Below are 22,308 nucleotides of genomic sequence, written 5' to 3'. Positions count from 1 at the left end.
CGTCGGTCCGTCACTTCGCAACCGACATACACATCATGAGGAAAGTATGCAAATCCACCCACCCGAAAGGAGAGGAACCATGACTCGCAACAACGTCATGAACCTGTGGACCGCGGTCGTCACCGCCTTCCTCGCGCTGTGCACGTCACTCGGACTGATCACGACGACCGCCGTCGCCGCCGTACCCGCGACGGAGGCAGCGCGCAACATCAACACCCCGCAGGAAGCGACGGCGCAGGAGGAGCCCATCTGGAGCCGCCCGCGGGCGAGTTCCCTGCCACCCACGATGAAACAGCGCATCCACGCGGAGGCGCACGGCTCCTCACCGTCCTGCCGACACCGCCCGCCGACGGACGCGACGGATGCGACGGACGCGGAAGTCGCCGTCACACGGGACAGCGCCGAGGCACCAGCGGTCGTCACCGCCGCCATGAGCGCCGCAGTACCTACTGCCGTCGATACGACGGACTCCGCCGCGAGGGGACGCGCCACGAGGGAACCTGTCACGAGGGATGCAGTCGTGGCACCCGCCCACCCCTGCGGCACGACCCACATGACGACCGGCACTGTCGACGTACCCGCGGCACAGACCGCACGGGCAGCAGCACCGGCACCCGCCATGGATGCCGCACCCGTCAGCAGCGCCGTCACGCTCCCCTCACAGTCCTCGTTCCCGGCACCGGCCTCGGCACCGGCCCCGGCCTCGGTCCAGCTCCCGGCGCCGGCGCCCGCTCCGGTCCTGGCCGCCGTCGGCTCAGCGACTCGGGGATGACCTCGTACCAGGAGCCGTCCAGCCGGGATGAAGGGCCTACGCCCGCAGCGATGCCGAGGACCTGGCAGGCCGACGCCCGACGCTTCGACGACACCCGACTTTTCGACGACGGCGACCGGCGCCTCGACGATGCGGACTTCGCCGACCGGTTCGATTCGAAGGCGCCCTACGAAGGCCGCAGAAAAGAGGGACGCACTCCGGGCAGACGGACACACCGGCATACGGGCGGTCAGATCGCGTGGCTGAGCTTGAGCAGGTGCGCCTCGCGTTCGTCCCCATGGGGTCCGGGCACCGGCCGGCCCACGGCGCCGAACAACTCCCGCGGCGCAGTCCGCACACTCCAGCGACGGAACGCCTCGGCCATCGCACGCAACCGCTCCGCATCGATGCGGGACGTCCCACGCGTCCGGTTCTTCCGAGCGTTGAGCGTCGGATAGGAGATACCGGCTTACGCGGCCAGGTCCTTCCGGGTCCTGTCCTGCGACTCACCAAGAAGGCGCTCCAGCAGCGCGGGCAGGTCCTCGCCCTCGACGGCGACGTCCCCGCCCAGGTCCGGCGCACTCACGCCGGACGCCCCATTCGACTGAAAGTACCTGGTCACAAGCTCAAGCCTTGACCAGCGGCATCTGCATGGACACGTAGCTCGCAGATCGATGGGTTGCATTCTCATTCACATAAAGCAGCACTTGGCACTACACGCATGCCGTAGATGCGATCACCCCTGGGCATCCCGACGAGGAGGCACCGCGCGCCCCCTGACGGCCGGTCAGCCGCCGAACGTGGAAACCCCCACCGTTTCCCGACCGGGCGCGCTCCCGACAGCCCTCAGGGCTTCTCAGGCACCCTCAGGCATTCCTGTGACTCTCAGGGCCCCAGCTCCCTCAGATCCTCAACGCTGCCGTTGGCCGAGCACACAGACCCCATTCGAGAGCACCGGCGCACCACCGCCCCGGGCCACCGGCACTTCGGCACTTCGGCACTTCGGGACTTCGGGACTTCGGGACTTCGGGAACAGGCTCTGGATACGAGCCACAAATGCCAAAAACCCCCAGGCACGATGGCCTGGAGGTCTTTGAACTGGTGGGGCTAACAGGATTTGAACCTGTGGCCTCATCCTTATCAGGGATGCGCTCTAACCAACTGAGCTATAGCCCCGCCGCGCTCTGCGGTGTATGTCCCGCGCGCTGACCTCTGAAGATTAGCGCACGACGGGGCCAGTCCCAAAATCGGTATCCGGGGCCCGCCCCGGCCTGCCCGGACAGACCGAAAACGCACCCGCCGGCCGCACAGAGGTGCACCCCCGACAGCGCGAGAGCGCACCCCGGGCCGGGATGCGCTCTCGCGGTGAAGCCGTGGTGACAACGTTTACTCGTCCTCGGCGAGCGTGAGCTCGATACCGCCGACGAAGCCCGCGGAGAGGTTGTAGATGAACGCGCCGAGGGTGGCGAGCGCGGTGGCCAGGACGACGTCGATGACGGCGATGATCGACGTGAAGATCAGGACGCGCGGCAGCGACAGGAACGACTGCAGATCGAAGCCGTTCGACTCGTTCGAGCCGGTGGCCTCGGAGATCGTGCCGCCCACGGTGGAGAAGACGCCCATGGCGTCCATGACCATCCACAGCACGGCGGCCGCGACGATCGTGCAGATCCCGAGCGCGATGGAGAGCAGGAAGCTGACCTTCATGACCGACCAGGGGTCGGCCTTGGCCACCCGCAGCCGGGCCTTGCGCGTACGGGGCGTGGTGCGCGCCCCGGTGCGCGGCCGGCGGACGGCGCCCCCGGGCGCCGTGTGCGCCGCGTACGCCTGAGGCGGGTGGTACGGCTGGGCGGCCTGCTGCGGCTGCCGCTCGCCCGGGAGGGGCGAACCCGGCGGCACGGCCGTACCGGAAGGTGCAGCCGGGCCCGGAGGCACCGGCGAGCCTGGGGCCGCACCGGCCGCGTACTGCGGCGTCTGTGGGCCTCGGGTGTCCGTCACAGTTCCCCCCTGGGATCCATGAGAGTCATGGGAGTCAGTCGCCTCCGTGGCGGAGCCACGGCCGCCGTCCGTTTCCGTATCGGTCGAACCGGCGCCCGTGGCTCCGCTCACGATGACTCACTCCTCGCGCTACTCGTCCGAGGACGGCTCGCCCTCGTCCGTACCGACGGCCGACTCGACCTCGTCCGAGTCGTCGACCACCCCGTCGACTTCCTCGGCCTCGCGACCGGCCTCGGCATTACGTGCGATACCGACGACGGCATCGCGCTTGCCCAGGTTGATCAGTTGAACGCCCATGGTGTCACGGCCCGTCTCCCTGACCTCGTTGACTCGCGTGCGAATCACACCGCCGGACAGTGTGATGGCGAGGATCTCGTCCGTCTCCTCGACCACCAGCGCGCCGACGAGCGAGCCACGGTCCTCGACGATCTTGGCGGCCTTGATACCCAGGCCACCGCGACCCTGGACGCGGTACTCGTCGACAGCGGTCCGCTTCGCGTACCCACCGTCTGTGGCAGTGAACACGAACGTACCGGGTCGAACAACATTCATCGAGAGGAGCTGGTCGCCCTCGCGGAAGCTCATTCCCTTGACGCCCGAGGTGGCACGGCCCATGGGCCGCAGCGCGTCGTCCGTCGCGGTGAACCTGATCGATTGGGCCTTCTTGCTGATCAGAAGCAGATCATCCTCTGCCGAAACCAGCTCGGCTCCGATCAGTTCGTCGTCGGAACCGTCCTCCGTCTCACGGAGATTGATCGCGATGACGCCTCCGGAACGCGGCGAATCGTAATCCTTCAGGGATGTCTTCTTCACCAGCCCGCCCTTGGTCGCGAGGACCAGATAGGGCACCGCTTCGTAGTCGCGGATCGCGAGGATCTCGGCGATCGCCTCGTCCGGCTGGAAGGCCAGCAGGTTCGCGACGTGCTGGCCGCGCGCCTCACGCCCGGCGTCGGGAAGCTCGTACGCCTTCGCGCGGTAGACCCGGCCCTTGTTGGTGAAGAACAGCAGCCAGTGGTGGGTCGTCGACACGAAGAAGTGGTCGACGATGTCGTCTTCCTTGAGCTTCGTCCCGCGTACGCCCTTGCCGCCGCGCTTCTGCGAGCGGTAGTCCTCGGCCTTGGTGCGCTTGATGTAGCCACCGCGCGTGATGGTGACGACGATGTCCTCCTCGGCGATCAGGTCCTCCATGGACATGTCGCCGTCGAAGGGCACCAGCTTGGAGCGGCGGTCGTCACCGAACTTGTCGACGATCGCGGTCAGTTCCTCGCTGATGATGGCGCGCTGCCGCTCGGGCGAGGCCAGGATCGCGTTGTACTCGCGGATCTTCGCCTGCAGCTCGTCGTGCTCGGCGACGATCTTCTGGCGCTCCAGGGCCGCCAGCCGGCGCAGCTGCATCTCAAGGATGGCGTTGGCCTGGATCTCGTCGATCTCCAGGAGGCCCATCAGGCCCTCGCGCGCGATCTCGACGGTGTCGCTGCGCCGGATCAGCGCGATGACCTCGTCGATGGCGTCCAGGGCCTTCAGGAGGCCGCGCAGGATGTGCGCGCGCTCCTCGGCCTTGCGCAGCCGGAACCGCGTACGCCGGACGATGACCTCGATCTGGTGCGTCACCCAGTGCCGGATGAACGCGTCGAGCGAGAGGGTGCGCGGCACGCCGTCCACCAGCGCCAGCATGTTGGCGCCGAAGTTCGTCTGCAGGTCGGTGTGCTTGTACAGGTTGTTCAGGACGACCTTGGCGACCGCGTCCCGCTTCAGGACGATGACCAGGCGCTGGCCCGTACGCGACGAGGTCTCGTCCCGGACGTCCGCGATGCCGCCGACCTTGCCGTCCTTGACCAGGTCGGCGATCTTCTGCGCCAGGTTGTCGGGGTTCACCTGGTAGGGGAGCTCGGTGACCACCAGGCACTGGCGGTTCTGGATCTCCTCGACCTCGATGACCGCGCGCATCGTGATGGAACCACGGCCCGTGCGGTAGGCCTCCTCGATGCCCTTGCGGCCGACCACCAGGGCGCCGCTCGGGAAGTCGGGGCCCTTGATGCGCTCGATCAGCGCGTCCAGGAGGTCCTCGTGCGAGGCCTCGGGGTTCTCCAGGTACCACTGGGCGCCGGAGGCGACCTCGCGCAGGTTGTGCGGCGGGATGTTGGTGGCCATGCCGACCGCGATGCCCGCCGAGCCGTTGATCAGCAGGTTCGGGAAGCGGGCGGGGAGGACGGTCGGCTCCTGGGAGCGGCCGTCGTAGTTGTCCGTGAAGTCGACGGTGTCCTCGTCGATGTCGCGGACCATCTCCATGGACTGCGGCATCATCTTGCACTCGGTGTACCGCATGGCGGCGGCCGGGTCGTTGCCCGGGGAACCGAAGTTGCCGTTCGAGTCCACCAGCGGCATCCGCATCGACCACGGCTGCGCGAGACGGACCAGCGCGTCGTAGATCGAGGAGTCGCCGTGCGGGTGGTAGTTGCCCATGACGTCGCCGACGACGCGGGCGCACTTGTAGAAGCCCTTCTCGGGCCGGTAACCGCCGTCGTACATGGCGTACAGGACGCGGCGGTGGACGGGCTTGAGACCGTCCCGTACGTCGGGCAGCGCGCGCGACACGATGACGGACATCGCGTAGTCGAGGTACGAGCGCTGCATCTCGGTTTCGAGCCCGACGGGCTCGACACGCTGCAGGGTGCCGCCCTCTTCCACAGGGATGCCTGCGGGGATGCCCGGACCGGTGGGGGAAATGGGTGTCTCGTCGGTCATTGCTGGTGCAGATCCTTTCTGACGCGGTCAGCTGAGACCGACTCAGATGTCGAGGAAGCGGACGTCCTTGGCGTTGCGCTGGATGAACGCGCGGCGTGCTTCGACGTCCTCGCCCATCAGGACCGAGAAGAGGTCGTCGGCCTGGGCGGCGTCGTCGAGGGTGACCTGGCCGAGGACGCGGTGCTCCTGGTCCATGGTCGTGATGCGCAGCTCCTCGGCGTTCATCTCACCGAGACCCTTGAAGCGCTGGATCGAGTCCTCCCTGACGCGCTTGCCGGCCTGTCGGCCGAGCTCGATCAGGGCGTCGCGCTCACGGTCCGAGTACGCGTACTCGAAGTCGTCGCGACCCCACTTGATCTTGTAGAGCGGCGGACGGGACAGGAAGACGTGCCCGGCCTCGACCAGCGGACGCATGAAGCGGAACAGGAAGGTCAGCAGCAGGGTGTTGATGTGCTGGCCGTCGACGTCGGCGTCCGCCATCAGGATGATCTTGTGATAGCGGAGCTTCGCGATGTCGAAGTCCTCGTGGACCCCGGTGCCGAAGGCCGAGATCAGCGCCTGGATCTCCTGGTTCTGCAGGATCTTGTCGATCCGCGCCTTCTCGACGTTGAGGATCTTTCCTCGGATCGGGAGGATCGCCTGGTACTGGGGGTTCCGGCCGGACTTGGCCGAACCGCCGGCGGAGTCACCCTCGACGATGAAGATCTCGCACTTGGTGGGGTCGTTCGACTGGCAGTCGCTCAGCTTGCCCGGCAGCGACGCCGTCTCCAGGAGCCCCTTGCGGCGGGTGAGGTCGCGGGCCTTGCGGGCCGCCACGCGCGCGGTGGCCGCCTGGATGGACTTGCGGATGATGTCCGCGGCCTCGTTCGGGTTGCGGTCCAGCCAGTCGCTGATGTGCTCGTGCACGACCTTCTGTACGAAGGTCTTCGCCTCGGTGTTGCCCAGCTTGGTCTTGGTCTGGCCCTCGAACTGCGGCTCGCCCAGCTTGATCGAGATGATCGCCGTCAGACCCTCGCGGATGTCGTCGCCCGTGAGGTTGTCGTCCTTCTCGCGCAGCAGCTTCTTGTCGCGCGCGTACCGGTTGATGAGACCGGTGAGCGCCGCACGGAAGCCCTCCTCGTGCGTACCGCCCTCATGGGTGTGGATGGTGTTGGCGAAGGAGTACACACCCTCGCTGTAGCCGCCGTTCCACTGCATCGCGACTTCGAGGGAGAGCATGCGCTCCTTGTCCTCGGCCTCGATGTCGATCACCGTGGGGTGGATGACCTCGCCCTTGCGGGAGTTGAGGTACGTCACGAAGTCGACGATGCCGCCCTCGTAGTGGTACGTGACGGACTTGACCTCCACGGGCTCGTCCGCACCGGCCTCGTCGGCGCCCACCGTGGCCTTCGCCGAGTCGCGCTCATCAGTGAGTTTGATGGTCAAACCCTTGTTGAGGAACGCCATCTCCTGGAAGCGCCGCGAGAGCGTCTCGAAGGAGTAGTCCGTGGTCTCGAAGATGTCCCCGTCGGCCCAGAAGGTGACCGAGGTGCCGGTCTCGTCCGTGGCCTCGTGCTCGGCCAGCGGAGCCGTCGGGACGCCCAGCTTGTAGTCCTGCGTCCAGCGGCGTCCGTCGGTCCTGATCTCGACGGCCACCTTGGTGGACAGCGCGTTCACGACGGAGACGCCCACGCCGTGCAGACCACCGGAGACCGCGTAACCGCCGCCCCCGAACTTGCCGCCCGCGTGCAGCACGGTCAGGACGACCTCGACGGCGGGCTTGCCCTCGGAGGGCACGATGCCCACCGGGATGCCTCGGCCGTTGTCGACGACGCGGACACCGCCGTCGGGAAGGATCGTGACGTCGATCGTGTCCGCGTGGCCGGCCAGCGCCTCGTCGACGGAGTTGTCCACCACCTCGTACACGAGGTGGTGCAGTCCGCGCTCGCCGGTCGAGCCGATATACATACCGGGTCGCTTGCGGACCGCGTCCAGACCCTCCAGGACGGTGATGGCGCTGGCGTCGTACGAGGCCGTGACCTCGCCGTTCGAGGAGTGAGACCCGCTTTTCGCGGCCGCGTCGGTGGACGGGATGTTCTCGTTGGGGTTGCCGGAATCGGCCACGAAGCGCCCTTTCTGGCACAGCACAAGCCAAGCTCCGGGTCCCCTCGGAGGAGGGTGTCCGGAGCGGCTGCGGCGTGTTACGTCGGTAAGCCTTTGTCAGCGTTGCTCGGTGTGTCCCACAAGTGGGGCGGGATTAGCTTCCAGTCTACCGGTAGCGCCGACAGTGATGGGGGTTTGCCGGTACCTGAGTCCGCATGTGCCGCCCTGAACCGGTCTCCACCGACTCCCCATATGCGGACCCGGGCTCAAAGAGGCGCAGAGCGGCACTCAGCGCTTCCGGGTGTCAACCCCGCGCTACGGACGGCATACCGCCCGGTCTGGCTCACCCGTAGGTGTCGCCGGGACCCGTGCTGCCGGGGGCGCGCAGGGGGCCGTAGCGGTGGGCGGGACCCCCGGGGCCCAGCACCTTGATCAGCCTCACCGTGCCGTGCCCGAGGTCCTCGTTCAGGCGGGCGACCAGCTGCGGAGCGAGCAGCCGCAGGTTGGTGGCCCAGGCCGTCGAGTCGCACCGCACGACCAGTACCCGCTCGTCCTCGTCGTACTTCTCCGGTACGCAGTGCTTGGCCAGGTCGTCCCCGACGATCTGCGGCCAGCGGCCCATGACCCCGCCGACGGCGGCCGGGGTCTCCCAGCCGCGCTCGGTGATGAGCCGGTTGATGGCGGAACCGAGGGCCATGGGATCGCGCCCGTCGGCGTGCGCGCCGGAGCGCAGACCGCCACGACGCGCCTGCTTCTTGTCCCGCACCGCGTCCCCGCGCGCGCGTGCCTGCTCCTTCGCCGCGCGCAGGGCCACGCGCGCGAGGTCGACCCCGGAGGGCTCGGGAGTGCTCTTCGGGGTGTTCTTCGGGTCGGGTGTGTTCTCGCTCATACGCGCTCCACGGCGCCCTCGGACACGGCGTACCGCGTCCCCGCCAGTACGCCGGGCACGTCGTCGCCGACCGCGGCCGTCACGAGCACCTGCTCGCCGGGGGCCACCAGTTCGGCGAGGCGTTCACGGCGGCGGGTGTCCAGCTCGGCGAACACGTCGTCGAGGACCAGCACCGGTTCGTTGCCCTCGGCCCGCAGCAGGTCGTACGAGGCGAGGCGCAGCGACAGCGCGTACGACCAGGACTCGCCGTGTGACGCGTATCCCTTCGCGGGCAGCTGGCCAAGTTTGAGCAGTAGTTCGTCCCTGTGGGGGCCCACGAGGGTGATCCCCCGTTCGATCTCCTGCTTGCGGCTCTCCACCAGGGCCGCCGTCAGCTGTTCGTACAGCTCCTCGCGCGCGTGCCCGGTGATCCCGGGCGAGGAGGGCCTGTACTCCAGGGCCACCGGACCGCCGCCGGGCGCCAGCTGCTCGTACGCCTTGTCGGTGAGCGGCTGGAGCATGGCGATCAGGTCGAGCCGTTGGGCGAGCAGCTCGGCGCCCACGCGCGCGAGGTGCTGGTCCCACACGTCGAGGGTGGAGAGGTCCATCGTGCGCCCACCGTGTCGGCGGGCGAGCGCGGCCGACTTCAGGAGGGTGTTGCGCTGCTTCAGGACCCGGTCGTAGTCCGAGCGCACGCCCGCCATCCGCGGGGAGCGCGCGGTGATCAGCTCGTCGAGGAACCGCCGGCGCTCACCGGGGTCGCCCTTGACCAGCGCCAGGTCCTCGGGCGCGAACAGCACGGTCCGTACGATGCCGAGCACGTCACGGGGTCTGACCTGCGAGGACCTGTTGATGCGGGCGCGGTTCGCCTTGCCGGGGTTCAGTTCGAGTTCCACGAGCTGCTGGCGATCGCCCTGGCGGATGTTGGCCCTGATGATCGCCCGCTCGGCGCCCATCCGCACGAGTGGCGCGTCGGACGAGACCCGGTGGCTGCCGAGGGTGGCGAGATAGCCGACCGCCTCGACGAGGTTGGTCTTGCCCTGGCCGTTGGGCCCCACGAACGCGGTGACGCCCGGGTCGAGCGGAACCTCGACCCGGGCGTACGAGCGGAAGTCGGCCAGCGACAGATGCGTGACGTGCATGGTCGTTCGCCGACCTCCCCCGGAGCTGTGGATCCGCGGTGCGGACCCGTGGACTGCTTCTTCTCCCGAACCGCTGCCGGAATCCTCCGGACCGCCTCCGGGCTACTTCTTCTCGACGGCGTGGCCGCCGAACTGGTTGCGCAGTGCCGCGATCATCTTCATCTGCGGCGAGTCGTCCTGCCGGGACGCGAAGCGGGCGAACAGCGACGCGGTGATCGCGGGCAGCGGTACCGCGTTGTCGATGGCCGCCTCGACGGTCCAGCGGCCCTCGCCGGAGTCCTGCGCGAAGCCGCGCAGCCGCTCCAGGTGCTCGTCCTCGTCCAGGGCGTTGACCGCCAGGTCCAGCAGCCAGGAACGGATCACCGTGCCCTCCTGCCAGGACCGGAAGACCTCGCGAACGTCGGTGACCGAGTCGACGGCCTGGAGGAGCTCCCAGCCCTCGGCGTAGGCCTGCATCATGGCGTACTCGATGCCGTTGTGGACCATCTTGGAGAAGTGCCCGGCGCCGACCTTGCCCGCGTGCACGAACCCCGCGTCGCCCTCCGGCTTGAGGGCGTCGAAGACCGGCTGGACCTTGGCGATGTGCTCGGCGTCGCCGCCGACCATCAGCGCATAGCCGTTCTGCAGGCCCCACACGCCCCCTGAGACGCCGGCGTCGACGAAGCCGATGCCCTTGGCCGCCAGCTCCTCGGAGTGCTTCTCGTCGTCCGTCCAGCGCGAGTTGCCGCCGTCCACGACCACGTCACCCGGCTCGAGCAGCTCGGCCAGTTCGTCGACGGTGGACTGCGTCGCGGCTCCGGCCGGGACCATCACCCACACGACCCGCGGACCCTTGAGCTTGCCCACAAGCTCCTCAAGGCTGTGGACATCGGCGAGATCCGCGTTGCGGTCGTATCCGATGACGGTGTGGCCTGCGCGGCGAATGCGCTCGCGCATGTTGCCGCCCATCTTGCCGAGGCCGACGAGACCGAGCTCCATCAGGTTGTTCCTTCACTAGCGATGTGGCAGGAGGGCACTTTCGTGCCTGCGCCCGAGCCTAAACCCGGACTCTCCTGCACACCTGTGGGCATAGCCGCTCAGACGTATGCCCTCACCTGCGGCTCTTCGTCAGCCGCTGAGCCGCACCGGCATGATCAGGTACTTGTAGGCCTCGTCCGCCTCGGCGTCCAGCGCGGGCCTGCCGCTGAGGAGCGCCGGCTTGGTGGACGTCGTGAAGGAGAGCTGCGCGACCGGGGAGTCGATGGCGCTCAGTCCGTCGAGCAGGAACGTCGGGTTGAAGGCGATCGAGACGTCGTCGCCCTCCAGCTGGGCGTCGACCCTCTCCACAGCCTGTGCGTCGTCGCTGGAGCCGGCCTCCAGGATCAGCACGCCCTGCTCGAAGCTCAGCCGCACCGGGGTGTTGCGCTCGGCGACCAGGGCCACACGCTTGACGGCCTCCACGAAGGGGGCGGTCTCGATGACGGCGATCGAGTTGAACTCCGTCGGGAACAGCGAGCGGTACTTCGGGAGGTCGCCCTCGAGCAGACGCGTGGTCGTACGCCGGCCCGCTCCCTCGAAGCCGATCAGGCCCTCACCGGCTCCGGAGCCGGACAGCGCCAGGATCACGCTGTCGCCGCTCGTGAGCGCCTTGGCGGTGTCCAGGAGCGTCTTGGCGGGCACCAGGGCGACCGCGGACGCCTCGGGGTTCTCCGGCTTCCACAGGAACTCACGGACCGCGAAGCGGTAGCGGTCGGTGGAGGCCAGGGTGACCGTGTCGCCCTCGATCTCGATGCGCACACCGGTGAGCACGGGCAGCGTGTCGTCGCGGCCCGCCGCGATGGCCACCTGGGCGGCGGCCGAGGCGAAGACGTCACCGGGGACGGTGCCGGTCGCGACCGGCATCTGCGGCAGCGCCGGGTACTCCTCCACAGGCAGTGTGTGGAGGGTGAAGCGTGAGGAGCCGCAGACCACGGTCGCCCGTACACCGTCTGTGGAAATCTCCACCGGCCGGTTGGGGAGGGCGCGGCAGATGTCGGCGAGCAGGCGGCCGGAGACGAGCACCGTGCCTTCCTCGTCGATCTCCGCGTCCACGGAGACGCGTGCCGAGACCTCGTAGTCGAAGCTGGAGAGGCTCAGTGCGCCCTCCTCGGCCTTCAGAAGGAGGCCGGCGAGCACAGGCGCCGGTGGACGGGCCGGGAGGCTGCGTGCCGCCCAGGCCACTGCCTCCGCGAGTACGTCGCGTTCCACCCGGATCTTCACCGTTGCCGCCTCCGTCTGTTGCCGGCGCTCTCGCCCTGCTCGGTCTTCGTGGTCTGACTCGGCGTTGCTCAGCCCACCGATGGGCCGGTCGCCGGGGACCAGTCTGACGCACCGCACTGACAGTCGGTGCCTCTCGGGGTCAAGTCGTTCCGAGCGGCAGTCGAGGCTCCGAGCGTGAGTTGTGCACAGCCCAGGCTTCGAAACGGTTCTCAGGCTCTCTCTAGTTGTCAGTAGTAGTAGGGGCTGTGGATACCGTGGATAACCCCGTTTTCGCAGTTCAGAGCAGGTTTTTTGTCCACTGACCCTGTGGGTGGAGGCGGTGGATAACACGCCTCTTCTGTGGACGACGAAAAGTTCTGCACACTCCGTGCACAGGCAGGGGGTACTTCTCCCCAGCGCCGTCCCCAGCTTTACCCACGTTCCCCACAGCCCAACCCGGCACCTTCGTGTGACGCCTTTCACTCGACCCGGTGAGAACGCGCGTCGTGTTGCCGAACAGTGGACAGCGATGTGGAGAAGCTGACGATCACTGGGGACAACTGCCCCTAGCCTGTGGGTCGCCGGTGGACAACTTCCCGCACAGCCTGTGGATCATTTCTTTGTCCACAGGCTGTGGAGATCTTTTGTCCACGGATCCACAGGCGACTGAGCTGGGCTGATTCTCTTTCAGCTGCCGTGCCTGTGGACACGATCTGGACAACTTCGCAGTCCCCAGGGTGTGGACACAAGAAAGTCCCCGAATCTGTGGAGGGCGCCCGTAACCAGGCGCGTAATCGAACAGCTGATGGCTGTCGGGTAACGGCGAAACGGTCGGGGCGGGGCTCCGGAGGGGTCCGGAGGCGGTTCGGGAGGGGTTCCGGGGGCCCGAAGAGGGGTCCGGAGCCTCCGGGAGACGGTCCACAGGACGCGTACGGGAGCGTCTGAGCGCATCCGAGGACGGCGTGCCCCTCGCTGCCGGGCTGGCGCAGGAACGGCGAAGGCGCCCTCGGGAACGAGTCCCGGGGCGCCCTCGGTGACGTACCGCGGCGGGTGTCAGCCGTTCTTGATGCGGTTCGTGAGTTCGGTGACCTGGTTGTAGATCGAGCGGCGCTCGGCCATCAGCGCGCGGATCTTGCGGTCGGCGTGCATCACGGTCGTGTGGTCGCGGCCGCCGAACTGGGCGCCGATCTTCGGCAGGGAGAGGTCCGTCAGCTCGCGGCAGAGGTACATGGCGATCTGGCGGGCCGTCACCAGGACGCGGCTGCGCGAGGAGCCGCACAGGTCGTCCACCGTGAGGCCGAAGTAGTCGGCGGTGGCCGCCATGATGGCCGGCGCGGTGATCTCCGGGGACGAGTCCTCACCGCCGGGGATCAGGTCCTTGAGGACGATCTCGGTGAGACCGAGGTCGACCGGCTGCCGGTTGAGCGACGCGAACGCCGTCACCCGGATCAGCGCGCCCTCCAGCTCGCGGATGTTGCGCGAGATGCGGGACGCGATGAACTCCAGCACCTCCGGCGGGGCGTTGAGCTGCTCCTGCACCGCCTTCTTACGGAGGATGGCGATCCGGGTCTCCAGCTCGGGCGGCTGGACATCGGTGATCAGACCCCACTCGAAGCGGTTCCTCAGCCGGTCCTCCAGCGTCACCAGCTGCTTGGGCGGCCGGTCGCTGGAGAGCACGATCTGCTTGTTCGCGTTGTGGAGCGTGTTGAAGGTGTGGAAGAACTCCTCCTGCGTCGACTCCTTGTCCGCCAGGAACTGGATGTCGTCGACGAGCAGGATGTCCATCTCGCGGTACCGCTTGCGGAAGCTGTCGCCCTTGCCGTCGCGGATGGAGTTGATGAACTCGTTGGTGAACTCCTCCGAACTCACGTACCGCACCCGCGTGCCCGGGTACAGGCTGCGCGCGTAGTGCCCGATCGCGTGCAGCAGGTGCGTCTTGCCGAGCCCGGACTCCCCGTAGATGAAGAGCGGGTTGTACGCCTTGGCCGGAGCCTCTGCCACGGCGACCGCGGCCGCGTGCGCGAAACGGTTCGAGGCCCCGATGACGAAGGTGTCGAAGAGGTACTTCGGATTCAGACGCGCGGTGGGCTCGCCGGGACCCGTCGCGGGCGCCGGCTGCGCGGCCAGCGGGCCCGGTGCGCCGCTGGAGGCGGGCAGCGACGAGCCGACGGGGCCGCCGCGGTGGACATGGCCCATGCCGGACGGGGAGGGCGGCTCGGACCGGTCACGGCGGTCGGGACGCTGGTCGTAGTCGGAGCGGGGCTGGTCGTAGTCGGGCCGCTGCTGGTCGTAGTCGGAGCGCTGGTCGTACGGCGAGCGGCCCGGCTGCTGCCGGTAGTCCCGCGGCGGGGACGCGTAGGGGTCGCGATCGGGGAAGCCGAGCCGCTGCTGCTGCCAGCCGTAGTCGTCCTGCGAGGGCCGCGGCCAGGCGCCCGGGTCGGGGCGCTGGTAGTCGGGGTACGCGGGGCGGGCCGTCGGGAGCTGGTCCTCGTGGGAGGGCTGCTGCTGATCGGGGCGGCCCTGCGGATGATCGTCCATGCGGTCGTCCGCGCGGTGCCGGCCGTACCCGCGGTAGCCGTCGCGGCCCTGCGAGGGCGAGCGGTCCTGGTCCTCGTAACGCTGCTGCGACTGCTGGACGGGCGGCGTCGGCGGTGCGGGGGAGTCCCCCATCGAGTCGTCGACGGTGATCGCGATCCGGATCGGCCGGCCGCACTCACGCGTCAGCGTCTCGCTGACGATCGGGGCCAGGCGCCCTTCGAGGACGTTCTTCGCAAATTCGTTCGGGACGGCGAGCAGTGCGGTGTCCGCCACCAGCGCCAGCGGCTGGCAGCGCTTGATCCAGTGCTCGTCCTTCGTCTCGACACCCTGCCCGCGGCCCTCCCCGAGAAGTTGCTCCAATACTCGTGGCCACACTGCGGCAAGATCGGCAGGTACGTCAGCCACAGGGCACGCTCTCTCACGGGTCCCACGAACGTGTGATTCCTGGGACGGGTTGGGTTGGAACTCGGTGAACGGGGTGGACGAAGCTGCTGCAGCGGCCGGAACGAATGAGCTGGAGCGGAGAGAAGGGAACGAACCGGAGTCCGGCCACGGTAGTCAGGGCGACCCATGCGGTTCAAGTTGTTGTCCCCAGCCTGTGGACAGTGTCTCCCGTGCGGCGCCGGTTTGACCGGATGGCGTAGCCGCGCGTACCGTGACCAGGTCGAGTTGTCGATGGCTGCTGCCGCCTGCCTCCGATGGGCACAGATCGCGAAGAGTGATCGGGAAGCGGTGCACTCGGGCGTAATGCGAGCTACTCGTTGGCGCACGGTGACAGCCAGGACGGCACTCCGCCGCCACCGATTCTTTCTGGAGCCCCCGAGTGAGCAAGCGCACCTTCCAGCCGAACAACCGCCGTCGCGCCAAGACCCACGGCTTCCGCCTGCGGATGCGTACCCGTGCCGGCCGCGCGATTCTCGCGAACCGCCGTGGCAAGGGTCGCAGCAGCCTGTCCGCCTGATTACCTAAACAGGTCATGACGTGCTGCCTACCGAGCATCGGCTGAGGCGGCGCGAGGACTTCGCGACCGCGGTACGCCGAGGACGCCGGGCCGGACGCCCGCTCCTCGTCGTCCACCTTCGTAGCGGTGCAACAGACCCGCACGTGCCTGGGGAGAGCACTCCCCCGACGCGTGCGGGTTTCGTTGTCAGCAAAGCCGTGGGCGGAGCCGTCGTGCGCAACAAGGTGAAGCGTCGGCTTCGCCATCTGATGCGTACGCGAGTGGCTCGGCTGACCCCCGGTAGCCTGGTAGTCGTACGAGCGCTGCCCGGTGCGGGCGACGCCGACCATGCACAGCTGGCCCGAGACCTGGACGCCGCCCTGGAGCGGTTGCTGGGAGGGGGCGCGCGATGAAGTACCCGCTGCTGGCTCTCATCAAGATGTACCAGTGGACCATCAGCCCGTTGCTCGGGCCGGTGTGCAAGTACTACCCGTCGTGTTCCCACTACGGGTACCAAGCCATCGACCGGCACGGTGCGATCAAGGGAACGGCACTCACCGCCTGGCGCATCCTGCGCTGCAATCCGTGGTCGCTCGGCGGTGTGGACCATGTCCCGCCGCGCAAGCGTCCTCGGTGGCACGAGATGCTGCGCAACGCCTGGCGTGCACGCAAGGGCGGGAACTCCGCCGCCGAACCGGCCACCGAGGGGCACGGTATGTCCAACCATCCCTCAAGCCCGGCCGCCGAGACCCCGTCCCATGCTCAAGGAGCCTGATTAGTGGACACGATTGCCAGTATTTTCAGCTTCATCACGACACCCGTTTCCTGGGTCATCGTCCAGTTCCACTCGGTGTACGGCGCCATCTTCGGCCCCGACACGGGCTGGGCCTGGGGCTTGTCCATCGTGTCCCTGGTGATCCTGATCCGTATCTGCCTGATCCCGCTCTTCGTGAAGCAGATCAAGGCCACCCGGGCGATGCAGACGCTGCAGCCCGAGATGAAGAAGATCCAGGAGCGCTACAAGAACGACAAGCAGCGCCAGTCCGAAGAGATGATGAAGCTGTACAAGGAGACGGGTACCAACCCGCTCTCCTCGTGCCTTCCCATCCTGGCGCAGTCGCCGTTCTTCTTCGCCCTCTACCACGTGCTCAACGGCATCGCGTCGAACGACACCATCGGCGTGATCAACGACCGGCTGCTGGAGAGCGCGCAGAAGGCGCACATCTTCGGTGCCCCGCTGGCCGCGAAGTTCACGGACGGCAGCGCCAAGGTCGAAGCACTGGGCTCCTCGATCACCGACGTGCGCGTCGTCACGGCGATCATGATCGTCCTGATGTCGTTCTCGCAGTTCTACACGCAGCGTCAGCTGATGACGAAGAACGTCGACACCACGGTCAAGACGCCGTTCATGCAGCAGCAGAAGATGCTGATGTACGTCTTCCCGGTCATGTTCGCCGTCTTCGGTATCAACTTCCCCGTCGGTGTCCTCGTCTACTGGCTGACCACCAACGTGTGGACCATGGGCCAGCAGATGTACGTCATCCGCAACAACCCGACGCCGGGTTCCAAGGCCCAGGCCTCCTACCTGGAGCGCCTGAACAAGCACGTCACGCAGCACGGCAAGACCCGCGGGCGTGGAGAGAAGGCCATCGTCAAGGCCATCGTCGCCAAGGGCCGTGACCGCAACGAGTTCGAGCGCAAGTTCATCAACGGCCTGACCAAGGCCGGACTGGCGGCCCAGGCCGACGGCAACGTGGTGAAGAGCGAGGCCTCGACCCTGGTCGAGACCGAGGACGGCACCCCGGTGGCAGGCGCGGCTCCCAAGCGCCAGCAGCCCAAGCGGCAGAGCAAGTCCCAGCGGCAGTCGGGCACGGTCCAGGGCGGTGCCAAGGCAGCGGGCGAGTCCGAGCCGAAGACCTCCCTCAGCAAGTCCGACGAACCGCAGGACGCCAAGCCCGACCCCAAGCCCGCGGGTGGCAAGCCCGCGTCCGGCGGTAAGCCCGCATCCGGTGGCACCCGGAGCAAGGCCCAGTCCGGACAGCGCAAGGGTCCGCAGCGGCCCAAGTCCCCGTCCAAGAAGTAAGCAAGAAGGAGTCCATCCCGTGACGGAAGGCACCACCTCCGCTGCCCCTGAGGGTGGCGACACCCTGACCCGCCTGGAGCAGGAGGGCGAGATCGCGGCCGACTACCTTGAGGGTCTGCTGGACATCGCCGACCTCGACGGCGACATCGACATGGATGTCGAGGCCGACCGTGCGGCTGTCTCGATCATCAGTGATTCCAACAGCCGTGACCTGCAGAAGCTGGTCGGCCGTGACGGCGAGGTGCTGGAGGCGCTCCAGGAGCTCACACGCCTGGCCGTGCACCGGGAGACCGGAGACCGCAGCCGGCTGATGCTGGACATCGCGGGCTATCGCGCCAAGAAGCGCGAGGAGCTCTCCGAGCTGGGCGCGAAGACCGCGGCCGAGGTCAGGAGCTCCGGTGAGCCGGTGAAGATGGATCCGATGACGCCCTTCGAGCGCAAGGTGGTGCACGACGCCGTCAAGGCGGCCGGCCTGCGCAGCGAGTCCGAGGGCGAGGAGCCCCAGCGGTTCGTCGTCGTGCTCCCCGCCTGATCAAGCACGTCGTACTTCCGGCCCCGTCTGTGTTCGCAGGCGGGGCCGAATTTTGTCAGCCCGGTGCTTGTCGATAGTTCCTGATAGTCCTTGTAGTCAGCGCGTCATGCGCTCAAGCGGTACGGAAGGACGGTTCCCCGTGACGGAGGCAGCGGAGCTCCCCCCTGCGCCCGAGCAGGCTCGGGCGGTATTCGGTGATCGCTTCGCGGACGCGGTTCGCTTCGCGGAGTTGCTGGCCGACGTGGGAGTTCAGCGCGGTCTGATCGGTCCTCGCGAAGTGCCTCGTCTGTGGGAACGGCATCTGTTGAACTGCGCCGTGCTCTCGGAAGTGGTTCCGGAGGGCGTGACCGTGTGCGACGTCGGGTCCGGGGCCGGTCTGCCCGGCATCCCTCTGGCCCTTGTCCGCCCGGACCTCAAGATCACACTGCTTGAGCCGCTGCTGCGGCGCACGAACTTCCTCAACGAGGTCGTCGAGCTGCTCGGGCTCGACCACGTCACCGTGGTCCGTGGGCGGGCCGAGGAGGTCCTCGGCAAGCTGCCTCCGGTCCACGTGGTGACGGCCCGGGCGGTGGCTCCTCTGGACCGTCTCGCGGCCTGGGGAGTCCCGCTCCTGCGTCCGTACGGAGAGATGCTGCTTCTCAAGGGCGACACCGCGGAGGAAGAGGTCAAGAGCGCCGGAGCCGCCCTGAGCAAGCTCGGCGCCGTCGACACCTCGGTGCTGCACGTCGGCGAGGGCGTTGTGGAGCCCCTGGCCACGGTGGTGCGTGTGGAGGTCGGGGAGAGCCCAGGCGGTGTTCGGTTCGCGGCCAAACGGGCGAAGGCGGCGCGGACGGGGAGGACCCGCAGGCGCCGCTGACCCCGGTCCGGCGGGGATGCCGGACGGTGGGTGTACGTCGTCGGGGCGGAGGCATGGTGACTGATCCGTCTTGACGACGAGACGTACTCCACACAAGCTGCCGAACCTATGCATGCCGGAGTGTCGCGCGATGGCGACCCCGCGCCCTGTGCATCGTGTTTCACGTGAAACGTCGCTCATTGCTGCACGGCATCATCGGTCGCGGTCGTGCCGCGGCCGAACCCCGCGACCGTAACCCGCTGGGATCCCTGGGATCCTTCGGGAAAAGAGCCTCTCCTGGCCGAAGCGCGTCCCCCGAAGAGGGCACGGAGTTGTCCACAGAGGTGGATTTCTCCACAGAAGCACGGGCCTCGCTGGTTCACGACCCCGATGGCATGGGAGGCTCTGTTCATTGCGAGCCTGAAGTCGAGGAGAGTGAATCCTTGCGGTCCGACGCCAACATCGCGGGACCGATGACCGATCCGGTCCCCGGTCCCCGAACCGAGTCGATCGGGGACGATGTTTCACGTGAAACACCGCCCCCGATGGACGACACTCCCATTGGTCGTGCTGCCCAACTTGCTGTGGAGGCTCTAGGTCGAGCCGGCGAGGGCCTGCCACGGCCCGAGCAGACCCGCGTCATGGTGGTCGCCAACCAGAAGGGCGGGGTCGGAAAGACCACGACCACGGTCAACCTTGCTGCCTCTCTCGCGCTGCACGGCGGCCGGGTCCTGGTGATCGACCTGGATCCCCAGGGCAATGCGTCCACCGCGCTGGGGATCGACCATCACGCCGAAGTTCCATCCATCTACGACGTGCTGATCGACAGCAGGCCGCTCTCCGAGGTTGTTCAGCCGGTCCCAGATGTCGAAGGCCTCTTCTGTGCGCCTGCCACGATCGATCTCGCCGGTGCGGAGATCGAGCTGGTGTCCCTGGTGGCACGTGAGAGTCGGCTGGAGCGGGCGATCCTGGCGTACGAGCAGCCGCTCGACTACATCCTCATCGACTGCCCGCCCTCCCTGGGACTGCTGACGGTCAACGCGCTTGTCGCGGGCGCCGAGGTCCTCATCCCGATCCAGTGCGAGTACTACGCACTGGAGGGTCTGGGCCAGCTGCTGCGCAACGTCGACCTGGTTCGGGGACACCTCAACCCCAACCTGCATGTGTCGACGATCCTGCTCACCATGTACGACGGGAGGACGCGTCTCGCCTCCCAGGTCGCCGACGAGGTGCGCAGCCACTTCGGCGAAGAGGTACTGCGTACGAGCATTCCGCGCTCGGTCCGTATTTCCGAAGCCCCCAGTTATGGGCAGACGGTGCTGACCTACGACCCGGGATCGAGCGGCGCTCTCTCCTATCTTGAGGCGGCGCGCGAGATCGCCTTGCGCGGAGCCGGCGTGGCCTACGACGCGCAACACGCCCACCTGGGCGCACACAATGAACAGAGCATGGTGGAGGGGATCCAGTGAGCGAGCGACGGAGGGGGTTGGGCCGTGGTCTCGGCGCACTGATCCCTGCTGCCCCGACAGGGGACAAGGCAGTACCGCCGGCGATGGGCGGAGCGTCCACATCGCCGGGAGCCGTACCGGTGCTCACCGCTGAGCGCGGGGTGGCGGCGGCCAAGGTTGCCGCACTTCCGCCGGCCCAGGTTTCGCGTGAGCCGGAAGAGCCGTCGGCGAGCGTGTTCGGGGAGGCTCCGGCGGCACCTGTGGGTGCGTACTTCGCCGAACTGCCCCTCGACTTCATCACGCCGAACCCGCGTCAGCCCCGCGAGGTGTTCGACGACGACGCTCTTGCCGAGCTCGTCACCTCCATCAAGGAGGTCGGGCTTCTTCAGCCGGTCGTCGTACGGCAGGCGGGACCGACGCGCTACGAGCTCATCATGGGCGAGCGCCGCTGGAGGGCCTGCCGTGAGGCGGGGCTCGAGGCCATCCCGGCGATCGTGCGTGCCACGGACGACGAGAAGCTTCTCCTGGACGCCCTTCTGGAGAACCTGCACCGGGCTCAGCTGAACCCGCTGGAAGAGGCTGCCGCCTACGACCAGCTGCTCCAGGACTTCAACTGCACGCACGATCAGTTGGCCGACCGCATCGGGCGCTCACGCCCTCAGGTCTCCAACACCCTGCGTCTGCTGAAGCTCTCGCCCTCGGTCCAGCGTCGGGTGGCCGCGGGTGTTCTTTCCGCCGGACACGCCCGGGCTCTGCTCTCCGTCGCGGACTCGGAGGAGCAGGACCGGCTGGCTCATCGGATCGTGGCCGAGGGGCTCTCGGTGCGGGCCGTCGAAGAGATCGTCACCCTCATGGGTTCACGGCCGCAGTCGGCTCCGCGTTCCAAGGGGCCGCGAGCCGGTGCTCTGGTCTCTCCCGCGCTGAGCGATCTCGCGGGCCGTCTCTCGGACCGCTTCGAGACCCGGGTGAAGGTCGACCTCGGTCAGAAGAAGGGCAAGATCACCGTCGAGTTCGCCTCGATGGAGGACCTTGAGCGGATCCTGGGCTCGCTCGCTCCTGGTGAGGGACCGGTTCTGCAGAAGAGTCTCCTGGACGACGACTCCGAGGACCCGGAGTCCTGAGTCTTGATCGGCCGGTCGGCTGAGCCGGCCGGCCAGTGGAGCGGGCCGTGTCCGGTGTGTACCGGAACACGGCCCGCTCTTTGCTTTCTGTCGGTATCGATGGAATCGCATCGTGGATACGATGCGTTCGGGTATGGCGCATTCACCTGGCAGTACCTTCTGTGGGGAGGCGGAGGCCATGCGAACGGTGAGCCGCACAGGACTGGTGAGCGCGGGGCTGGGGCTCGGCGCGGTCGGCGGATTCGTCGGCAGCCTGCTTCGGGAACGGAGCGCTCTGACAGCCGCCCGCGATGCCGCGGGCGAGGGAAGCGAGGAACTGCCTTCATGGGGCGCCGGCTCGTACCGCTCACGCTGGACAACCTTCAGGACCTTCCCGAGCGCTGTCGCGCGTGCGTCTTCTGGGAGTTGGACCCAGTCAGCGGCCAGGCCGCGGTAAAGGCAGGCACTCCCGATCTGGAGAAGGAGGCGTGGATCTCCGCCGTTCTGCTGGAGTGGGGATCCTGCGGCCGGGTCGTCTATGTGGACGACACACCGGTGGGCTTCGTGATGTACGCGCCGCCCGCCTACGTACCGCGTTCCACGGCATTTCCCACGAGCCCGGTCTCACCTGACGCGATCCAGTTGATGACGGCCTTCATCCTGCCGGAGTTCCAGGGGCAGGGGCTCGGACGCGTGATGGTCCAGACGGTTGCCAAGGATCTGCTGCGGCGAGGCTTCAAAGCCATTGAGGCTTTCGGGGACGCCCGGTGGAAGGAGCCCGCCTGCGTCCTTCCCGCCGACCATCTGCTGGCCGTGGGCTTCAAGACCGTCCGGCCGCACCCGACGTACCCGCGGTTGCGTCTGGAGCTGCGGACGACGCTCTCCTGGAAGGAAGACGTGGAGTTGGCGCTCGACCGGTTGCTGGGAGCCGTACAGAAGGAACCAGCCCTGCGCCCGCTGTAGAGCGGATCGTGCTGGACATGTGAAATGGGCCGACCCGCCGGGGTCGGCCCATTCATGTTTCACGTG

The 22,308-nt window shown here is 67.8% G+C and carries 18 protein-coding genes and 1 tRNA gene; 10 read left to right on the top strand and 9 right to left on the bottom strand.

Translation table 11 applies throughout. The features are described from left to right. Nucleotides 1-79 precede the first annotated feature (79 nt). Nucleotides 80-772 carry a DUF6344 domain-containing protein gene (locus ACFVH5_RS13585; protein ID WP_385833740.1) on the top strand — a complete coding sequence of 231 codons (693 nt, stop codon included), beginning with the start codon at nucleotides 80-82 and terminating at the stop codon, nucleotides 770-772. Nucleotides 773-1,850: 1,078 nt separating this feature from the next. Here ACFVH5_RS13585 and ACFVH5_RS13580 read toward each other — a convergent pair. The 9 genes from ACFVH5_RS13580 to dnaA all read right to left on the bottom strand — a co-directional run bounded on the left by ACFVH5_RS13580 (nucleotide 1,851) and on the right by dnaA (nucleotide 14,746). Continuing rightward, nucleotides 1,851-1,927 (bottom strand) — tRNA-Ile (locus ACFVH5_RS13580). Nucleotides 1,928-2,137: 210 nt separating this feature from the next. Next, complete coding sequence (locus ACFVH5_RS13575) at nucleotides 2,138-2,860, bottom strand: DUF3566 domain-containing protein (RefSeq protein WP_385833738.1); 723 nt, start codon at nucleotides 2,858-2,860, stop codon at nucleotides 2,138-2,140. Nucleotides 2,861-2,878: 18 nt separating this feature from the next. Continuing rightward, nucleotides 2,879-5,494, bottom strand: a complete 2,616-nt coding sequence (gyrA, locus tag ACFVH5_RS13570; RefSeq protein WP_384803830.1) for a DNA gyrase subunit A — start codon at nucleotides 5,492-5,494, stop codon at nucleotides 2,879-2,881. 42 nt (nucleotides 5,495-5,536) lie between these two features. Then, a complete protein-coding gene (gene gyrB / locus ACFVH5_RS13565; protein WP_199854776.1) occupies nucleotides 5,537-7,597 on the bottom strand; it encodes a DNA topoisomerase (ATP-hydrolyzing) subunit B in 2,061 nt (686 codons plus the stop codon). Between the two features lie 322 nt (nucleotides 7,598-7,919). Continuing rightward, the gene (locus ACFVH5_RS13560) at nucleotides 7,920-8,465 is read right to left on the bottom strand and encodes a DUF721 domain-containing protein (protein WP_385833736.1); all 546 of its coding nucleotides are present in this window, start codon (nucleotides 8,463-8,465) and stop codon (nucleotides 7,920-7,922) included. Continuing rightward, entirely contained in the window at nucleotides 8,462-9,586 is a 1,125-nt protein-coding gene (recF, locus tag ACFVH5_RS13555; RefSeq protein ID WP_385833734.1) for a DNA replication/repair protein RecF, read from the bottom strand. Before recF ends, ACFVH5_RS13560 begins: the two co-directional genes overlap by 4 nt. 102 nt (nucleotides 9,587-9,688) lie before the next feature. After that, nucleotides 9,689-10,564, bottom strand: a complete 876-nt coding sequence (gene gnd / locus ACFVH5_RS13550) for a phosphogluconate dehydrogenase (NAD(+)-dependent, decarboxylating) (RefSeq protein WP_210881462.1) — start codon at nucleotides 10,562-10,564, stop codon at nucleotides 9,689-9,691. 129 nt (nucleotides 10,565-10,693) lie between these two features. Beyond that, nucleotides 10,694-11,824, bottom strand: a complete 1,131-nt coding sequence (gene dnaN, locus ACFVH5_RS13545) for a DNA polymerase III subunit beta (RefSeq protein WP_384807856.1) — start codon at nucleotides 11,822-11,824, stop codon at nucleotides 10,694-10,696. A gap of 1,032 nt (nucleotides 11,825-12,856) precedes the next feature. After that, nucleotides 12,857-14,746 (bottom strand): chromosomal replication initiator protein DnaA, encoded by a 1,890-nt coding sequence (gene dnaA / locus ACFVH5_RS13540; RefSeq protein ID WP_385833732.1) that lies wholly within the window; start codon nucleotides 14,744-14,746, stop codon nucleotides 12,857-12,859. A 418-nt stretch (nucleotides 14,747-15,164) separates the two neighbouring features. Between dnaA and rpmH the strand changes: the two genes are divergently transcribed. From rpmH to ACFVH5_RS13495, 9 genes are all read left to right on the top strand, one after another. Then, nucleotides 15,165-15,302 carry a 50S ribosomal protein L34 gene (gene rpmH, locus ACFVH5_RS13535; RefSeq protein WP_003967884.1) on the top strand — a complete coding sequence of 46 codons (138 nt, stop codon included), beginning with the start codon at nucleotides 15,165-15,167 and terminating at the stop codon, nucleotides 15,300-15,302. Between the two features lie 20 nt (nucleotides 15,303-15,322). Beyond that, nucleotides 15,323-15,694, top strand: coding sequence for a ribonuclease P protein component (rnpA, locus tag ACFVH5_RS13530; protein ID WP_210881459.1), 372 nt, complete (start codon nucleotides 15,323-15,325; stop codon nucleotides 15,692-15,694). Beyond that, on the top strand, nucleotides 15,691-16,056 hold the full coding sequence (gene yidD / locus ACFVH5_RS13525) for a membrane protein insertion efficiency factor YidD (protein ID WP_384807852.1): 366 nt from the start codon (nucleotides 15,691-15,693) through the stop codon (nucleotides 16,054-16,056). Before rnpA ends, yidD begins: the two co-directional genes overlap by 4 nt. A 3-nt stretch (nucleotides 16,057-16,059) precedes the next feature. Next, on the top strand, nucleotides 16,060-17,364 hold the full coding sequence (gene yidC, locus ACFVH5_RS13520) for a membrane protein insertase YidC (RefSeq protein WP_385833730.1): 1,305 nt from the start codon (nucleotides 16,060-16,062) through the stop codon (nucleotides 17,362-17,364). Between the two features lie 19 nt (nucleotides 17,365-17,383). Beyond that, the gene (locus ACFVH5_RS13515) at nucleotides 17,384-17,896 is read left to right on the top strand and encodes a R3H domain-containing nucleic acid-binding protein (protein ID WP_107020405.1); all 513 of its coding nucleotides are present in this window, start codon (nucleotides 17,384-17,386) and stop codon (nucleotides 17,894-17,896) included. A gap of 139 nt (nucleotides 17,897-18,035) precedes the next feature. Beyond that, nucleotides 18,036-18,752: a 16S rRNA (guanine(527)-N(7))-methyltransferase RsmG gene (gene rsmG / locus ACFVH5_RS13510; protein ID WP_210881455.1), complete on the top strand. Its 717-nt coding sequence runs from the start codon at nucleotides 18,036-18,038 to the stop codon at nucleotides 18,750-18,752. A gap of 374 nt (nucleotides 18,753-19,126) precedes the next feature. Continuing rightward, nucleotides 19,127-20,200 (top strand): AAA family ATPase, encoded by a 1,074-nt coding sequence (locus ACFVH5_RS13505; RefSeq protein ID WP_385833793.1) that lies wholly within the window; start codon nucleotides 19,127-19,129, stop codon nucleotides 20,198-20,200. Further along, nucleotides 20,197-21,300, top strand: a complete 1,104-nt coding sequence (locus tag ACFVH5_RS13500) for a ParB/RepB/Spo0J family partition protein (protein WP_385833729.1) — start codon at nucleotides 20,197-20,199, stop codon at nucleotides 21,298-21,300. The genes ACFVH5_RS13505 and ACFVH5_RS13500 overlap by 4 nt, the downstream gene beginning before the upstream one ends. 324 nt (nucleotides 21,301-21,624) lie before the next feature. Beyond that, on the top strand, nucleotides 21,625-22,242 hold the full coding sequence (locus ACFVH5_RS13495; RefSeq protein WP_384807847.1) for a GNAT family N-acetyltransferase: 618 nt from the start codon (nucleotides 21,625-21,627) through the stop codon (nucleotides 22,240-22,242). Nucleotides 22,243-22,308: the final 66 nt, after the last annotated feature.

This window comes from Streptomyces sp. NPDC127119 (assembly GCF_042677425.1).
Taxonomy (GTDB): Bacteria; Actinomycetota; Actinomycetes; order Streptomycetales; family Streptomycetaceae; genus Streptomyces.
This window is presented reverse-complemented; position numbering and strand designations above follow the sequence as displayed.